This window comes from Flaviramulus multivorans (assembly GCF_021728415.1).
GTDB classification, from domain to species: Bacteria; Bacteroidota; Bacteroidia; order Flavobacteriales; family Flavobacteriaceae; genus Sabulilitoribacter; species Sabulilitoribacter multivorans.
Genome location: NZ_JAKKDV010000003.1, coordinates 99720 through 115237, shown reverse-complemented (window position 1 = coordinate 115237; position 15518 = coordinate 99720). Strand labels below are relative to the sequence as shown.

General features: G+C 32.5%; 17 protein-coding genes. 16 read left to right on the top strand and 1 reads right to left on the bottom strand.

From position 1 onward, the window contains the following. The first annotated feature begins 9 nt into the window (after positions 1-9). The 16 genes from lpxA to hisIE all read left to right on the top strand — a co-directional run bounded on the left by lpxA (position 10) and on the right by hisIE (position 14976). Positions 10-795 carry an acyl-ACP--UDP-N-acetylglucosamine O-acyltransferase gene (gene lpxA / locus L3X39_RS08870; RefSeq protein WP_237231428.1) on the top strand — a complete coding sequence of 262 codons (786 nt, stop codon included), beginning with the start codon at positions 10-12 and terminating at the stop codon, positions 793-795. Between the two features lie 4 nt (positions 796-799). Further along, the gene (gene efp / locus L3X39_RS08865) at positions 800-1366 is read left to right on the top strand and encodes an elongation factor P (RefSeq protein WP_237231427.1); all 567 of its coding nucleotides are present in this window, start codon (positions 800-802) and stop codon (positions 1364-1366) included. 4 nt (positions 1367-1370) lie between these two features. Beyond that, on the top strand, positions 1371-1985 hold the full coding sequence (locus L3X39_RS08860; protein ID WP_237231426.1) for a hypothetical protein: 615 nt from the start codon (positions 1371-1373) through the stop codon (positions 1983-1985). After that, positions 1982-2929 (top strand): UDP-3-O-(3-hydroxymyristoyl)glucosamine N-acyltransferase, encoded by a 948-nt coding sequence (locus L3X39_RS08855; RefSeq protein WP_237231425.1) that lies wholly within the window; start codon positions 1982-1984, stop codon positions 2927-2929. Before L3X39_RS08860 ends, L3X39_RS08855 begins: the two co-directional genes overlap by 4 nt. Positions 2930-3009: 80 nt before the next feature. Then, positions 3010-3882, top strand: a complete 873-nt coding sequence (gene sucD / locus L3X39_RS08850) for a succinate--CoA ligase subunit alpha (RefSeq protein WP_237231424.1) — start codon at positions 3010-3012, stop codon at positions 3880-3882. Between the two features lie 118 nt (positions 3883-4000). Next, positions 4001-4747: a 3-oxoacyl-[acyl-carrier-protein] reductase gene (fabG, locus tag L3X39_RS08845; protein ID WP_237231423.1), complete on the top strand. Its 747-nt coding sequence runs from the start codon at positions 4001-4003 to the stop codon at positions 4745-4747. A 19-nt stretch (positions 4748-4766) separates the two neighbouring features. Beyond that, positions 4767-6800: a VWA domain-containing protein gene (locus L3X39_RS08840; RefSeq protein WP_237231422.1), complete on the top strand. Its 2034-nt coding sequence runs from the start codon at positions 4767-4769 to the stop codon at positions 6798-6800. Positions 6801-6812: 12 nt separating this feature from the next. After that, positions 6813-7628, top strand: a complete 816-nt coding sequence (locus L3X39_RS08835) for a prohibitin family protein (RefSeq protein WP_237231421.1) — start codon at positions 6813-6815, stop codon at positions 7626-7628. A 321-nt stretch (positions 7629-7949) separates the two neighbouring features. Further along, positions 7950-8807 (top strand): ATP phosphoribosyltransferase, encoded by an 858-nt coding sequence (gene hisG / locus L3X39_RS08830; RefSeq protein WP_237231420.1) that lies wholly within the window; start codon positions 7950-7952, stop codon positions 8805-8807. Between the two features lie 9 nt (positions 8808-8816). Beyond that, on the top strand, positions 8817-10100 hold the full coding sequence (gene hisD, locus L3X39_RS08825) for a histidinol dehydrogenase (protein ID WP_237231419.1): 1284 nt from the start codon (positions 8817-8819) through the stop codon (positions 10098-10100). Then, positions 10100-11137, top strand: a complete 1038-nt coding sequence (gene hisC / locus L3X39_RS08820; protein ID WP_237231418.1) for a histidinol-phosphate transaminase — start codon at positions 10100-10102, stop codon at positions 11135-11137. Before hisD ends, hisC begins: the two co-directional genes overlap by 1 nt. Then, positions 11134-12267, top strand: coding sequence for a bifunctional histidinol-phosphatase/imidazoleglycerol-phosphate dehydratase HisB (gene hisB, locus L3X39_RS08815; RefSeq protein WP_237231417.1), 1134 nt, complete (start codon positions 11134-11136; stop codon positions 12265-12267). The genes hisC and hisB overlap by 4 nt, the downstream gene beginning before the upstream one ends. Continuing rightward, positions 12267-12848, top strand: coding sequence for an imidazole glycerol phosphate synthase subunit HisH (gene hisH / locus L3X39_RS08810; RefSeq protein ID WP_237231416.1), 582 nt, complete (start codon positions 12267-12269; stop codon positions 12846-12848). Before hisB ends, hisH begins: the two co-directional genes overlap by 1 nt. 1 nt (position 12849) lies before the next feature. Beyond that, positions 12850-13584 carry a 1-(5-phosphoribosyl)-5-[(5-phosphoribosylamino)methylideneamino]imidazole-4-carboxamide isomerase gene (gene hisA, locus L3X39_RS08805; protein WP_237231415.1) on the top strand — a complete coding sequence of 245 codons (735 nt, stop codon included), beginning with the start codon at positions 12850-12852 and terminating at the stop codon, positions 13582-13584. After that, entirely contained in the window at positions 13585-14340 is a 756-nt protein-coding gene (hisF, locus tag L3X39_RS08800) for an imidazole glycerol phosphate synthase subunit HisF (RefSeq protein WP_237231414.1), read from the top strand. It abuts the gene before it with no gap. A 42-nt stretch (positions 14341-14382) separates the two neighbouring features. After that, complete coding sequence (gene hisIE, locus L3X39_RS08795; RefSeq protein ID WP_237231413.1) at positions 14383-14976, top strand: bifunctional phosphoribosyl-AMP cyclohydrolase/phosphoribosyl-ATP diphosphatase HisIE; 594 nt, start codon at positions 14383-14385, stop codon at positions 14974-14976. Positions 14977-15029: 53 nt separating this feature from the next. On the opposite strand, the gene L3X39_RS08790 is transcribed toward hisIE, so the two are convergent. Further along, positions 15030-15449, bottom strand: coding sequence for a hypothetical protein (locus tag L3X39_RS08790; protein ID WP_237231412.1), 420 nt, complete (start codon positions 15447-15449; stop codon positions 15030-15032). Between the last annotated feature and the right edge of the window lie 69 nt (positions 15450-15518).

Genomic DNA, 15518 nt, shown 5'->3' with positions numbered 1-15518 from the left:
ATTAAAAAAATGAATCAACCGCTCGCTTACGTTCACCCTGGTGCAAAAATTGCAAAAAATGTAGTTATTGAACCCTTTGCAACCATTCACAACAATGTGAAAATTGGAGAAGGTACATGGATAGGAAGCAACGTTACTATAATGGAAGGTGCTAGAATTGGAAAAAACTGTAACATATTTCCAGGTTCAGTAATTTCGGCAGTCCCTCAAGATTTAAAATATAATGATGAAGATACAACCGTTGAAATTGGTGATAACGTTACCATTAGAGAATGTGTAACCATTAATAGAGGAACTGTTGATAGAATGAAAACTGTAGTAGGAGATAATTGCTTAATTATGGCGTATTGTCACATTGCTCATGATTGTATTGTTGGTAATAACTGTATTTTTTCAAACAACAGTACATTGGCAGGTCATATTACTATTGGAGATTTTGTGGTTTTAGCGGGTATGACAGCAGTTCATCAATTTGTATCAATTGGAAATCATGCTTTTGTAACAGGAGGGTCATTAGTTAGAAAAGATGTGCCCCCTTACGTAAAAGCAGCACGCGAACCGTTATCTTATGTTGGAATAAATTCAGTTGGTTTGAGAAGACGCGGTTATACAACAGAAAAAATAAGAGAAATTCAGAATATTTTCAGGATACTCTATCAAAAAAATTATAATAATACTCAGGCTTCTGAAATTATAGAAGCTGAAATGGAAGCAACTCCTGAGCGCGATGAAATCCTACAGTTTATAAAAAATTCACATCGCGGAATTATGAAAGGTTATTTTAAATCAAACTAATTATATGGCTACTACAAGTGATATTAGAAACGGATTATGTATTCGTTATAATAATGATATTTACAAAATAATTGAATTTTTACATGTAAAACCTGGTAAAGGTCCAGCGTTTGTAAGAACAAAAATGAAAAGTGTTACTAACGGAAAAGTTTTGGATAACACTTTCTCTGCAGGGCATAAATTGGATGATGTACGTGTTGAAACACATAAATTTCAATATCTATATAATGATGGTGAGTTTTATCATTTTATGAATCAAGAAGATTACACTCAAATTAGGTTACTAGAAGCAGCATTAGACAATCCAAGTTTAATGAAAGAAGGAGAAGTAGTAACAGTTTTAATCAACACTGAAGATAATATGCCACTTTCAGTTGAAATGCCCGCGAGTGTTATTTTAGAAGTTACTCATACCGAACCTGGTGTAAAAGGAAATACAGCTACTAATGCCACTAAACCGGCCACTGTTGAAACTGGTGCTGAAGTTAATGTACCATTGTTTATTAATGAAGGCGATAAAATTAAAATTGAGACCGATAAGGGTACGTATAAAGAGCGTGTAAAGGAATAATTTTATGAAAAAAGGCATTTTTGCACTCATCATTATTTTACTCACCACGTCATGCGTAGATATGGTTAAAGGAGCAATGCAAGCCGCAGGAAATGAATTAGATTCAGCTCCCGTAACTACTTCAGAGTCAAATTATGTAACTGTTGGTGCCGATGATTTGTTTCAAGTAGATTTACCTTACTATATGAAACCCGTTTCTCAATTACACCCCGATGCATCATTTCAATATGCCAATATTTTTAAAGAGGCGTATTTTGTAATAATTCAAGAGGATAAAAATGAGTATATTGATACTTTCAAGCAATTTGGGGAATACGATGATGAACTTCCCGTAATTGAGAATTATAAAAATGCGCAAAAAACATTGTTTAGAGAAAGGTTAATTAACTCTAAAATTCAGGAATATGGATTGAATAATATAAATGACAATCCAGCTCGCCAATTAAAAATTTTAGGTCAAATTGAAGACATAAAAGCGGCTTATATCGTTACTTTCATTGAAGGTGAAAAAGATATATTCATGTTAATGAATTGGACTTTAGAAGACCGTTTTAAAAAGCTAGAAAATTCTTTCGAATATATAAATAGTACCTTTCAATTAATTGAAGAAAATAAATGAAGTTTCCTGAACCGTATACACTTAAACAAATAGCCACTTTAATAGACAGTAAGTTTGTTGGCGATGATGATTTTATGGTTCTAGGAATGAATGAAATTCATGTGGTTGAAGCTGGAGACATCGTTTTTGTTGACCATCCTAAGTACTACGACAAAGCTTTAAATTCTGCTGCCACTATTATTTTAATAAATAAGGAAGTAGATTGTCCAGAAGGGAAAGCATTATTAATTAGTGATGACCCTTTTAGAGATTTCAATAAGCTAACAAATGTTTTCAAACCCTTTAAAGCATCTAACAGCTTAATCTCACCATCAGCAAAAATTGGAAAAAACACCACAATACAACCAAATTGTTTTATTGGTCATAACGTAGTTATAGGTGACAATTGTGTTATACATTCAAATGTTAGCATTTATGATGATTCAATAATAGGTAATAATGTTACTATTCATGCTGGAACTGTTTTAGGAGCAAATGCTTTTTATTATAAAAACAGACCAGATGGGTATGATCGATTATTATCTGGGGGTCGTGTTGTTATAGAAAACAATGTAGACGTAGGTGCGGCATGCACTATTGATAGAGGTGTTACAGCCGACACCAGAATTTGTGAAGGCTCAAAAATTGATAATCAAGTTCAAGTAGGGCATGACACTGTTATCGGTAAAAAGTGCTTGATAGCTTCACAAGTAGGAATTGCAGGATGTGTCGTCATTGAAGACGAAGTCACCATTTGGGGACAAGTTGGTATTACTAGTGGAATTACCATTGGTAAAAAAGCTATAATCTCTGCAAAAGCAGGGGTTAGTAAATCTTTGGAAGGAGGAAAGAGTTATTTCGGAATTCCTGCCGATGATTTTCGTTCTAAATACAAGGAAATAGCGTCTATTAGACGTATTCCCGAAATACTTGAAAAACTAAAAAATCAAGAAAAAAACATGTGAAATAAAAGTTCTGTTTTTCTTTAAAATTCAAATTCGAAACGGTACTTTTGCAATGCTTTCTTTTAATAAATAACAAACAAATGAGTGTTTTAGTAAATAAAAAGTCAAGAATAATTGTTCAAGGTTTTACAGGTAGTGAAGGAACATTTCACGCTAGCCAAATGATTGAATATGGTACAAATGTAGTTGGAGGTGTAACACCTGGTAAAGGAGGACAAAAACATTTAGATAAACCCGTTTTTAATACAGTAGCTGATGCCGTAAAAGAAGTAGGTGCTGATACAAGTATTATTTTTGTGCCACCAGCTTTTGCTGCTGATGCAATTATGGAAGCTGCTGATGCAGGTATAAAAGTAATTATTACAATTACCGAAGGTATTCCTGTCGCAGATATGATAACTGCTTCTAACTACATTAAAAATAAAGATTGCCGACTAATTGGACCTAACTGCCCAGGGGTTATTACACCTGAAGAAGCCAAAGTAGGTATTATGCCAGGGTTTGTTTTCAAAAAAGGAAAAGTGGGTATTGTTTCAAAGTCTGGAACATTAACGTACGAAGCGGCAGACCAAGTTGTAAAACAAGGTTTAGGAATTACCACGGCCATTGGTATTGGCGGAGATCCAATTATTGGAACTACAACTAAAGAAGCAGTTGAACTTTTAATTAACGACCCAGAAACTGAAGCAGTTGTAATGATTGGTGAAATTGGTGGACAATTAGAAGCCGATGCTGCAAACTGGTATAAAGAAAGTGGTAGCAAAAAACCAGTTGTTGGATTTATAGCTGGCGAAACGGCTCCTGCTGGACGTACTATGGGACATGCAGGTGCTATTGTTGGAGGAAGTGATGATACAGCTCAAGCTAAAAAGAAAATTATGAGAGCATGTGGAATTCATGTTGTAGACTCTCCAGCTGAAATTGGCAAAAAAGTAGCTGAAGTTTTAGCTTAAAACATAAAAATCAAATGTTAAAACCTTACAAATCTTGTAAGGTTTTTTTATTTGAAGCCATTTGTATTTATTATATTTGAATATATCAAGATTAATCATAAACTAACTGAACTTATAGATGAAATTATTAGAAGGAAAAACAGCTATAATAACTGGTGCTAGCCGAGGAATTGGTAAAGGAATTGCTCAAGTATTTGCTCAACAAGGCGCTAACGTAGCGTTTACTTACAGTTCTTCAGTTGAAGCTGCCAAAGATTTAGAAAACGAATTAAATGCGTTAGGAATTAAATCCAAAGGATATAAAAGCAATGCGGCAAGTTTTGAAGAAGCTCAAAAATTAGCAGATGATGTTGTTGCTGAATTTGGAAGCATAGACATTTTAGTAAACAATGCTGGTATTACTAAAGATAATCTACTCATGCGTATTACTGAAGAAGATTTTGATACCGTTATTGAGGTAAACTTAAAATCGGTATTTAATATGACTAAAGCCGTTCAAAAAACTATGTTGAAACAACGCAAAGGTTCTATTATTAACATGAGTTCGGTTGTAGGAGTAAAAGGTAATGCAGGTCAAACTAATTATGCGGCTTCAAAGGCTGGTATTATTGGATTTTCAAAATCTGTTGCTTTAGAATTAGGCTCAAGAAATATAAGAAGCAATGTTGTGGCACCTGGGTTTATAGAAACCGAAATGACCGCCAAACTTGACGAAGAAGTTGTAAAAGGATGGCGTGCGGGCATTCCTTTAAAACGAGGTGGAACTCCTGAAGATATAGCAAATGTTTGCGTGTTTTTAGCAAGCGATATGAGCGCATATGTTACGGGGCAAACCTTAAATGTTGATGGCGGAATGCTTACTTAAAAAGAAGTCTTAAGTTTTAATGCAAACAGAAACACTAATTTACATTGTACTTGCTGGAATTGTTGCACTTATTATAGCAGGTTTTCAATATTATAAAAAAAAGAAAGGCATGTCTAAATTAAACATGCTTTTTTCTTTTTTGAGATTTATAAGTGTTTTTTCTATTCTTCTTTTGTTAATTAACCCTCGCTTTGACCAAATAAGTTTATCCGTAGAAAAACCAAATTTAGTAATTGCAGTCGATAATTCTAGTTCAATAAGCTATCTTAAACAAAATAAACAAGCTATTGATTTTATAGAAGTTTTAAAAATTAATGAGAATTTAAGTAGTAAATTTAATCTAGAATTCTACAGATTTGGTGAATCCATTAAAACACTAGATTCGTTAACATTTTCAGAAAAACAGACTAATATTTATAATGCATTCAGTCAATTAAACCAAATATATAAACAAACAATATCACCAACATTGTTAATTACTGATGGTAATCAAACCTATGGAAACGATTACCAATTTAGTTCGAGCTCTTATAATCAACCTATTTATCCCGTAATTTTAGGAGATACCATAACTTATTCAGATCTAAAAATAGAGCAGTTAAACGTTAATAAGTATGCCTATTTGAAAAATAAATTTCCGGTTGAAGCTATTTTGGTTTATAATGGAAGTGAAAATTTATCTACCAATTTTATTGTTACTAAAGAAAACTCAGTTGTTTACTCACAGAATTTAAACTTTTCTCAAACCAATAATTCAAAAGTTATTAACTTTAGTTTACCTGCTAATATTGTAGGTGTAGGTAATTTTAAAGCAAATCTCGTTCCTTTTGAAAATGAAAAAAATATTGTAAATAATACTAAGAATTTTGCTGTTGAAGTTATCAATCAAAAAACAAAAATAGCCGTAGTAAGCGATTTTCCGCATCCAGATTTAGGGGCTTTAAAGAAAAGTATAGAGGGTAACGAACAACGTTCGGTTTCATTTTTAAATTCAAAAGAAATAATAAATCAAATTAATGATTTTCAATTAGTTATATTATACCAACCAAATGATTCATTTAATGTTATATCAGAATATTTAGATTCGCAAAACAAAAATAAACTAGTAATTATTGGTGCTAAAACAGATTTAGATTTCATTAATCAAAATAATCCATTTTACGATATAGAAATAACAAATCAATTGGAAGACTACCAAGCTGTACTTAATGTTAATTATTCGCCTTTTTTAATTGATGATATAAATTTTGAGTCTTTTCCTCCTTTAAAATCTGTTTATGGAAGCGTTATCTTTTCAGTTCCATTTCAAACAATTTTAAATAAAACTAAAAATGGAATCTCCATTAACGAACCACTTTTAGCAACTATGGATGTTAATAATAGGAGAGAAGCTGTTTTGTTTGGAGAAAATATATGGAAATGGCGTTCACAAAGTTATTTAAATTCAAAATCGTTTAATCAATTTGATGATTTCATTGGAAAGTTAATCCAATACTTAGCTTCAAACCAACAAAAAAGTCGATTAAATATTGAATATGAATCGTTTTATAATGGTAGCAGCAATGTTATTATTAAAGCAGAATTTTTTGATAAGAACTATGTTTTTGATACACGCGAAAAATTATTTATAACTGTAATAGATAAGATTTCTAAAGAACAGAAAACTTTACCATTAATTTTAAGAAACAATAATTATCAAATAGATTTGAGCAGTTTACCTGCATCTGAATATGCATTTACTATCAAGGCAACTAATGAAAACTTGTCTAAATCTGGTAATTTTCAAATTTTAGAATATAATGTTGAGCAACAATTTTTAAGTGCTGATGTAACAAAACTTAATCAATTGGCTACAAATAGTGGAGGGTCTACTTATTTAATTGAAAATACAGAAAACCTAGTTAACACTCTACTTAATGATAATAGATATCAGCCTATTCAAAAAAGCAGTAAAAATACCATACCTTTGATAGATTGGAAATACCTACTCGCCATAATGGCAATAAGTCTAGGGCTAGAGTGGTTTTTAAGAAAATATAACGGATTAATTTAAACTAAAAAAAGAATGGAAAAATTACCTAAAGTAGCATTGCCTATAATAATTGTAGCAATAGTATTAGTAGTGTTATTAGCAAAATCTGCTGTTACCATAGATTCTGGTGAAGCAGGAGTATTATTTAAAACTTTTGGAGAAGGCGTAGTTGTTGATGAACCACCTATGGCAGAAGGGTTCCATATAGTTGCTCCTTGGAATAAAGTATTTGTATATGAAGTTCGTCAACAAGAACTTTTTGAAAAAATGAAAGTGTTATCGTCTAATGGGTTAGAAATTCAAATTGATGCATCAGCATGGTATGAACCTGTTTATAATGACTTAGGTAATTTACACCAGTCGCTTGGTCAAAATTACTTACAGCGAGTTATTCAACCTGCAATTCGTAGTGCAGCTCGTAGTGTTGTGGGGCGTTACACCCCTGAACAATTATACTCAAGTAAGAGAGATGCTATTCAAGATGAAATATATGAAGAAACAAAAAAAATACTTGAAAAGCAATATGTTCAATTAAATGAGGTTTTAGTTCGCGACGTAACTTTACCAGCAACAATTAAAGAGGCTATTGAACGTAAATTAAAGCAAGAACAAGAATCACTAGAATATGAGTTTAGATTAGTTACTGCAGCTAAAGAAGCAGAAAAAGTAATTATTGAGGCTGAAGGAAAAGCAGAATCAAATAGAATTCTAAGCGCCTCATTGACTGATAAAATTTTGCAAGACAAAGGCATTGATGCTACAATGAAATTAGCAGAATCGCCTAATAGTAAAGTAATAGTTATTGGCTCTGGAGATAGTGGACTACCTATTATTCTTGGAAATCAATAAAATTAAAAATAAAATAATTCAATTAATTCTTAACTATTTTTGAATTTTAAATAATTAATTGAATTAAAACTATCTTATTTTCAATAATTACAAGAAATGTAAGTTTAATTTGGAATTGTAAATATAAATTATAGATATTTGCACAAACAAAGGAAAACATGAGCTTTATTCAATCACATCATTATTTTCATATTTGCTCTCAAGCGAACTGAAAATGTATTGAATAAAATCAACATATATTTTTAAACCCGTTTGAGACAATCAAGCGGGTTTTTTAATTGTAAAATCATCTAGATTGTTTCAAACTCATAACAAAACAACATGAGTAAACTAAGAATTGCAGTACAAAAGTCGGGTCGATTAAACGAAGACTCGATGCAAATTTTAAAAGACATTGGTATTAATATTGATAACGGTAAAGATCAACTAAAAGCCTCAGCAAAAGGGTTCCCTGTAGAAGTTTTTTATTTAAGAAATGGTGATATTCCGCAATATCTAAAAGACGGTGTTGTAGACGCAGCTATTATCGGTGAGAACGTTTTAATTGAAAAAGGAAATGATATTAAAGTAGCTGAAAAATTAGGGTTTTCGACTTGTAGAGTCTGCATCGCAGTACCTAAAACTATGAAATACCAATCCTTAAATGATTTAGAAGGTAAACGTATTGCTACGTCTTACCCTAATACCGTAAAAAGTTACTTAAAAGAAAAGGGTATAAATGCTAACCTTCATATAATTAATGGCTCAGTTGAAATAGCCCCAAATATTGGTTTAGCTGACGCCATTTGTGATATTGTTTCCAGTGGTAGTACACTTTTTAAAAACAATTTAAAAGAGGTTGAAACTATATTGAAATCCGAGGCAGTTTTAGCTGTTTCACCAATTTTAAATGCTGATAAACAAGCTATTTTAGATAAAATTCAATTCAGAATTCAATCGGTTTTAAAAGGCAGACAATCAAAATACATATTGCTTAACGCTCCCAACGAAAAACTAGAAAGCATAATAAAAGTACTACCCGGAATGAAGAGCCCAACAGTTTTACCTTTAGCTGAAAAGGGTTGGAGTTCAGTACATTCAGTAATTAGCAAAAATGAGTTTTGGGAAGTCATTGATGACTTAAAGGCTAATGGAGCTCAAGGCATATTGGTATGCCCAATTGAAAAAATGGTACTTTAATTTAAGGTTATGCAGATAATAAATAATCCAAATAAAAGTCAATGGTTGGACATTGTAAAACGTCCTACTCAAACCTTAGATGATATTGAAGCAACGGTTATAGATGTTTTTAATGACGTAAAGCAAAATAAAGATAGTGCGATAAAAAAATATACTGAACGATTTGATGGTGTTGATTTAGTATCTTTTTTGGTAACTGATGAAGAAATTACAAAAGCTGTTGCTATAATTCCAGAAAACCTAAAAAAAGCTATTAAACAAGCTAAACAAAACATTGAAGCTTTTCATAAAGCACAAAAAACATCTAAAATTGAAGTTGAAACATCAAGCGGTGTTACATGTTGGCAAGAAAAACGCCCTATTCAAAAAGTGGGATTATATATTCCTGGAGGTACAGCACCACTATTTTCAACGGTTTTGATGTTGGCTGTTCCTGCCCAAATTGCTAGATGCAAAGACATTGTTTTATGCTCACCACCAAATAAAGAAGGCAAATTGGCTCCTGAAATTTTGTTTGCAGCTCAACTTTGTGGTGTAACAAAAATTATAAAAGTAGGAGGTATTCAAGCAATTGCTGGATTAACATTTGGAACCGAAACTATTCCTCAAGTCTATAAAATTTTCGGACCAGGAAATCAATTTGTAACCGTTGCAAAACAACTAGCAACCAAATTTGGAGTTGCCATAGATATGCCTGCGGGCCCAAGTGAACTGCTTGTAGTTGCAGACGAAACAGCTAATGCTTCATATATTGCTTCAGATTTACTAAGTCAAGCTGAACACGGTACGGATAGTCAGGTGATTTTAGTTTCTACATCAAAGCATATAATTGGAAAAGTTTCTGAAGAAATTGAAAGGCAATTAGAAGTGCTTCCTCGAAAAGTGATAGCTGAAAAAGCCATAGCTAATTCAAAATTAATTTTTGTTGAGAACGATAATATTGCGCTTGAATTAATTAATGAATACGGACCGGAGCATTTTATTATTTGCTCTAAAAATGAAAATTTTTATGTTGATAATATCATAAATGCGGGTTCTGTTTTTATAGGCGATTATACACCGGAAAGCGCTGGTGATTATGCTTCAGGAACCAACCACACCCTACCAACCAATGGTTTTTCAAAAGCTTACTCCGGTGTAAACTTAGATAGCTTTTTAAAAAGTATGACTTTTCAAAAAATATCTAAAAAAGGTCTTGTAAATTTAGGCAAAACTATTGAGCTTATGGCAGAGGCTGAAGGTTTGCAAGCTCATAAAAATGCAGTATCAATTAGATTGAAGGATTTGAAATAATGAATATTCAAGAATTAATTAGACCAACAATAAAAAGGCTAAAGCCCTATTCATCGGCACGTGATGAGTTCCAAGGAACAAGTAATGATATGGTGTTTTTAGATGCAAATGAAAACCCTTTTGAAAATGGCGTTAATCGGTATCCAGACCCACAGCAAAGAAAATTAAAAACTGTACTTTCAGAGATAAAAGGATTACCAACGCAAAATATTCTTTTAGGAAATGGAAGTGATGAAGTATTAGACCTTATTTATCGAGCATTCTGCGAACCAAATCAAGATAATATTATCACATTACCACCAACGTATGGTATGTACAGTGTGTTGGCAAATATCAATGCTATTGAAATTAAGGAGGTAAACTTAACTGATGATTTTCAGCTTCAAGTTGATAAAATATTGGAAGCTGCCAATAAAAACTCAAAGATTCTATTTTTATGCTCTCCTAATAACCCTTCAGGTAATAGTTTTAAAAATGAAGATATCGAGCAACTTTTAAAATTATTTAAAGGTATTGTGGTGATAGACGAAGCTTACATAGATTTTTCAGATAATCCAAGTTGGTTAGTTCGACTATCTGATTTTCCTAATTTAATTGTCACTCAAACGCTATCTAAAGCATATGGTATGGCGGGAATAAGGTTGGGTATTTGTTATGCATCAGAATATATTATTTCAGTTTTAAATCGAATCAAGCCGCCTTATAATGTTAACGAGTTAACACAACAAAAGGCAATCGAATTACTATCAAAAAAAGATATAGCTAACCAGCAAATTGAAAATATTTTAAAAGAACGTAAAAAATTGAATTCAAAATTAGAATTGGTTCCTTTTGTTTTAAAAACATTTCCATCAGATGCTAATTTTATACTAGCTAAGGTTGACGACGCCACAAAACGCTATAATCAACTTATTGAAAAAGGTATCGTAGTAAGAAATAGAACGACTCAAAAAGGATGCGAAAACTGTTTACGATTTACAGTTGGAACTTCTGATGAAAATATAAAATTAATAGATACATTAAAATCTATACAATGAGAAAAGTATTATTTATAGACCGCGACGGTACCATTATTAAAGAACCAGCCGATGAGCAGATAGATTCATTTGAGAAATTGGAATTTTACCCAAAAGTGCTCACTTATCTAGGTAAAATAGCAAAAGAGTTAGATTTTGAAATTGTTATGATAACAAATCAAGATGGTTTAGGTACGGAAGCCTATCCTGAAAATACGTTTTGGCTAGTTCATAATTTTATTTTAAAAACTTTTGAAGCTGAAGGCATCACTTTCGAAGAGCAATTTATTGATAGGACGTTTGCTAGAGATAATGCCCCAACGAGGAAACCAAATACTGGACTATTAACTAAATATTTTTCAGATGAGTACGATTTAGAAAATTCGTTTGTAATAGGCGATAGATTAACAGATATAGAATTAGCCAAAAATCTAGGTGCTAAAGGAATATTTATAAATGACGAAACCCACTTAGGAACCAACGAAATTACTGTAAAAAGGGAAGAGTTAAACAAGTTTATAGCACTAGAGACTAATGATTGGGCTAAAATTTATGCTTTTTTAAAGGCTGATGAACGAACTGGAGGCATTATTAGAAATACCAATGAAACTAAAATAGCTATTCAGTTAAATTTAGATGGAACAGGCAAAAGTAAAATAGATACTGGAATTGCATTTTTCGACCATATGCTCGATCAAATTGCAAGACATGGTCAATTAGATTTAACTATTAAAGTTGATGGCGATTTGGAAGTAGATGAGCACCATACTATTGAAGATACAGCAATAGCTTTAGGAGAGTTGTTTAATAAGGTTTTAGGCAACAAATTAGGAATTGAACGTTATGGGTTCTGTTTACCAATGGATGATTGTTTCGCACAAGCTGCGATTGATTTTGGTGGTAGAAACTGGCTAGTTTGGGAAGCTGATTTTAAACGTGAAATGATAGGGAAAATGCCAACAGAAATGTTTTATCACTTCTTTAAATCGTTTACTGATGGTGCTAAATGTAACTTGAATATAAAAGCAGAAGGCACAAACGAGCATCACAAAATTGAAGCCATTTTTAAAGCATTCGCAAAAGCAATTAAAATGGCGGTAAAACGGGATATCGAAAAAATGATTTTACCATCAACAAAAGGTATGTTGTAATGAAGTTGGTAATAATAAATTACGGAGCAGGAAATATAAAAAGCATACAGTTTGCATTTAAACGTTTAGGCTATGAGGCTATTTTATCAGATAATCCTGAAGAAATTATTGCTGCTGACAAAATAATTTTTCCGGGTGTAGGTGAAGCAGGTAGTGCAATGGCAATGCTTAAAGCGAGTGGGCTAGATATTGTCATTCCACAATTAAAACAGCCCGTACTAGGTATTTGCCTAGGTATGCAGCTTCTTTGCGAGTATACCGAAGAGGGAAACACTAAGGGGCTAGGGATTTTTAAAACTGTAGTAAAACGTTTTTCTAACAATGTAAAAGTTCCTCAAATGGGCTGGAATGTTATAAAAGACTTGAAGTCTGATTTGTTTAAAGGAATTAAGGAAAATGAATACATGTATTTAGTTCATAGCTATTACGCTGAACATTGCGATCAAACTATTGCAAAAACAGATTATGGAATTAATTATGCTTCTGCGCTTAAGCACAATAATTTTTACGGTGTACAATTTCACCCAGAAAAGAGTAGCTTAGCAGGCGAAAAAATATTAAAAAACTTTATAGAGTTGTAATATGAGAATTATACCAGCCATAGATATTATTGACGGTAAATGTGTTCGTTTAACAAAGGGGGATTATGGTACTAAAAAAATATATAGCGAAAGTCCTGTAGACATTGCCAAAACTTTTGAAGATTCTGGGATTCAGTATTTACATTTGGTGGATTTAGATGGTGCCAAAGCTAATCATATAGTCAATTATAAAGTTTTAGAGCAAATAGCCTCAAAAACAAGTTTAAAAATAGATTTTGGCGGTGGTTTAAAAACTAATGAAGACTTGCATATTGCATTTAATTCCGGGGCGAAACAAATTACAGGTGGTAGTATTGCGGTTAAAGATCCTAAAACTTTTGAAAGTTGGATCTCTAAATATGGTGCTGCAAAAATTATTTTGGGAGCAGATAGTGACGATGGAAAGGTATCCATTAGTGGTTGGATGGAGCAAAGCAAGGAAAGTGTTATCCCTTTTATAAAAATGTATCAAAAAAAAGGGATTCAGTATGTCATTTGTACCGATATTTCAAAAGATGGAATGCTTGAAGGCCCTTCAGTCGAACTATATAAGGAAATTATAGATGAATGTTCAAATAGCAGTCAAGGACAATCCATAAAGCTTATCGCTTCTGGTGGTATTTCACATATCGACGAACTCCCGATTTTAAGAGAAATAGGTTGTGAAGGCGTTATAATAGGAAAGGCTATTTATGAGAACAAAATCACTTTAAAGCAATTAGAAAAGTTTGTGTAAATGTTGACAAAAAGAATCATACCATGTTTAGATATTAAAAATGGGCGTACCGTAAAAGGCGTGAATTTTGTTGATTTACGAGACGCTGGCGACCCCGTTGAACTAGCAAAACAATATGCCGATTTAGGTGCAGATGAGTTGGTCTTTCTTGATATTTCGGCTACTTTAGAAGGTCGCGCTACTACGCTTGATATGGTTTTACATGTTGCTGAACAAGTCAATATACCATTTACCGTAGGCGGTGGTATATCATCCATTGAAGATGTAGATGCCCTTTTAAAGTGTGGTGCAGATAAGGTTTCAATTAATTCTTCAGCAGTAAAAAGACCAGAACTAGTTAATGAATTAGCTGATAAATTTGGGAGTCAATGTGTGGTAGTTGCTATTGATGCAAAAAAGATCGGTGATAATTGGAAAGTGCATTTAGCCGGTGGAAGCATTCCTACTGATATTGATTTATTTAAATGGGCAAAAGAGGTTGAATCAAGAGGCGCAGGCGAAATTCTATTCACATCAATGAATCATGATGGTACAAAAAATGGGTTTGCAAATAAAGCCTTAGCAAAACTATCTGAGGAATTAAATATTCCGATTATAGCTTCAGGTGGTGCTGGGAACGTTCAACATTTTGTTGATGCTTTTAAAAGCGGAAAAGCAGATGCAGCCTTAGCGGCAAGCGTATTTCACTTTGGCGAAATCCCGATTCCTGAACTAAAAAAAGAATTAAAAGAACATAATATAGAAGTGCGACTTTAATTGTCATACTGAACTCGATTTAGTATCTCACAAAGATAAAACATGAATATAAAATACGACTCAAACGGACTTATACCAGCCATCATTCAAGATGCCTCAACTAAAAATGTGTTGATGTTGGGCTATATGAATGAAGACGCTTATAACAAAACGCTAGAAACAAAAAAAGTCACTTTTTTTAGTAGAAGCAAGCAACGGTTGTGGACTAAAGGTGAAGAAAGTGGCAACTTTTTAAATTTAATAGATATAAAAAACGACTGCGATAATGATACATTACTTATTCAAGTAAAACCTGAAGGTCCTACATGCCATAAAGGAACCGATACTTGTTGGGGAGAAGAAAATGAATCTAATTTTGGTTTCTTTTCAACTTTAGAACATGTGATAGCAGACCGTATAAAAAACAAAGACATAAGTAATTCTTATGTGGCCAGTTTGTTTTCTAAAGGCATCAATAAAATAGCTCAAAAAGTAGGTGAGGAGTCTATTGAAACTGTTATTGAAGCTATGGATAATAATGATGAATTGTTCTTATACGAATCATCAGATTTATTATTTCACTATTTAATGTTGCTTCAAGCAAAAGGATTTACTTTAAAAGATATCGAAAACGAGCTTAAAAACAGGCATAAATAAAAAAGGTATCATTACAATGACACCTTTTAATAAAGTCTTTTAAATTGATTTTTTTAAGAAAGCCATCCTTTTGATGCTGACATTCTTGAAAACCATACAAATACAAATGCAAAAACAATAATCATGATGGTCATTGTCATATCTGATTGATACCCATTAATTAAAATATATCCCATTTGTACAATAACCGCAAGTAACGAAAGCGTCCAAAGTGTAGTTGCCCATTTTTTCCTTAATAAAAGTCCTATCGCTCCTAATGCACCCGCAAAAACGGCAATAGCAAAGGCTGCTGTTACCCAACTAGGCATATTTGCTGCAATTTCTAGTTGCTCTTCACTATACATAGCACGATAGCTTTCTGTATTGTAAGCCTGTTGTAAATAAGCATTAACGCCCATTCCGTTCCATATAAGTGCAATAACACTCACTATCCAAAACCAAATAGGCGGTTTGATTGTTGATTGATTTGTCATAATAATTAGTTTAGTTAATAAATGAAATACAATTTATAAATTTTTTGTTAGAATTAATAAATAACTTAC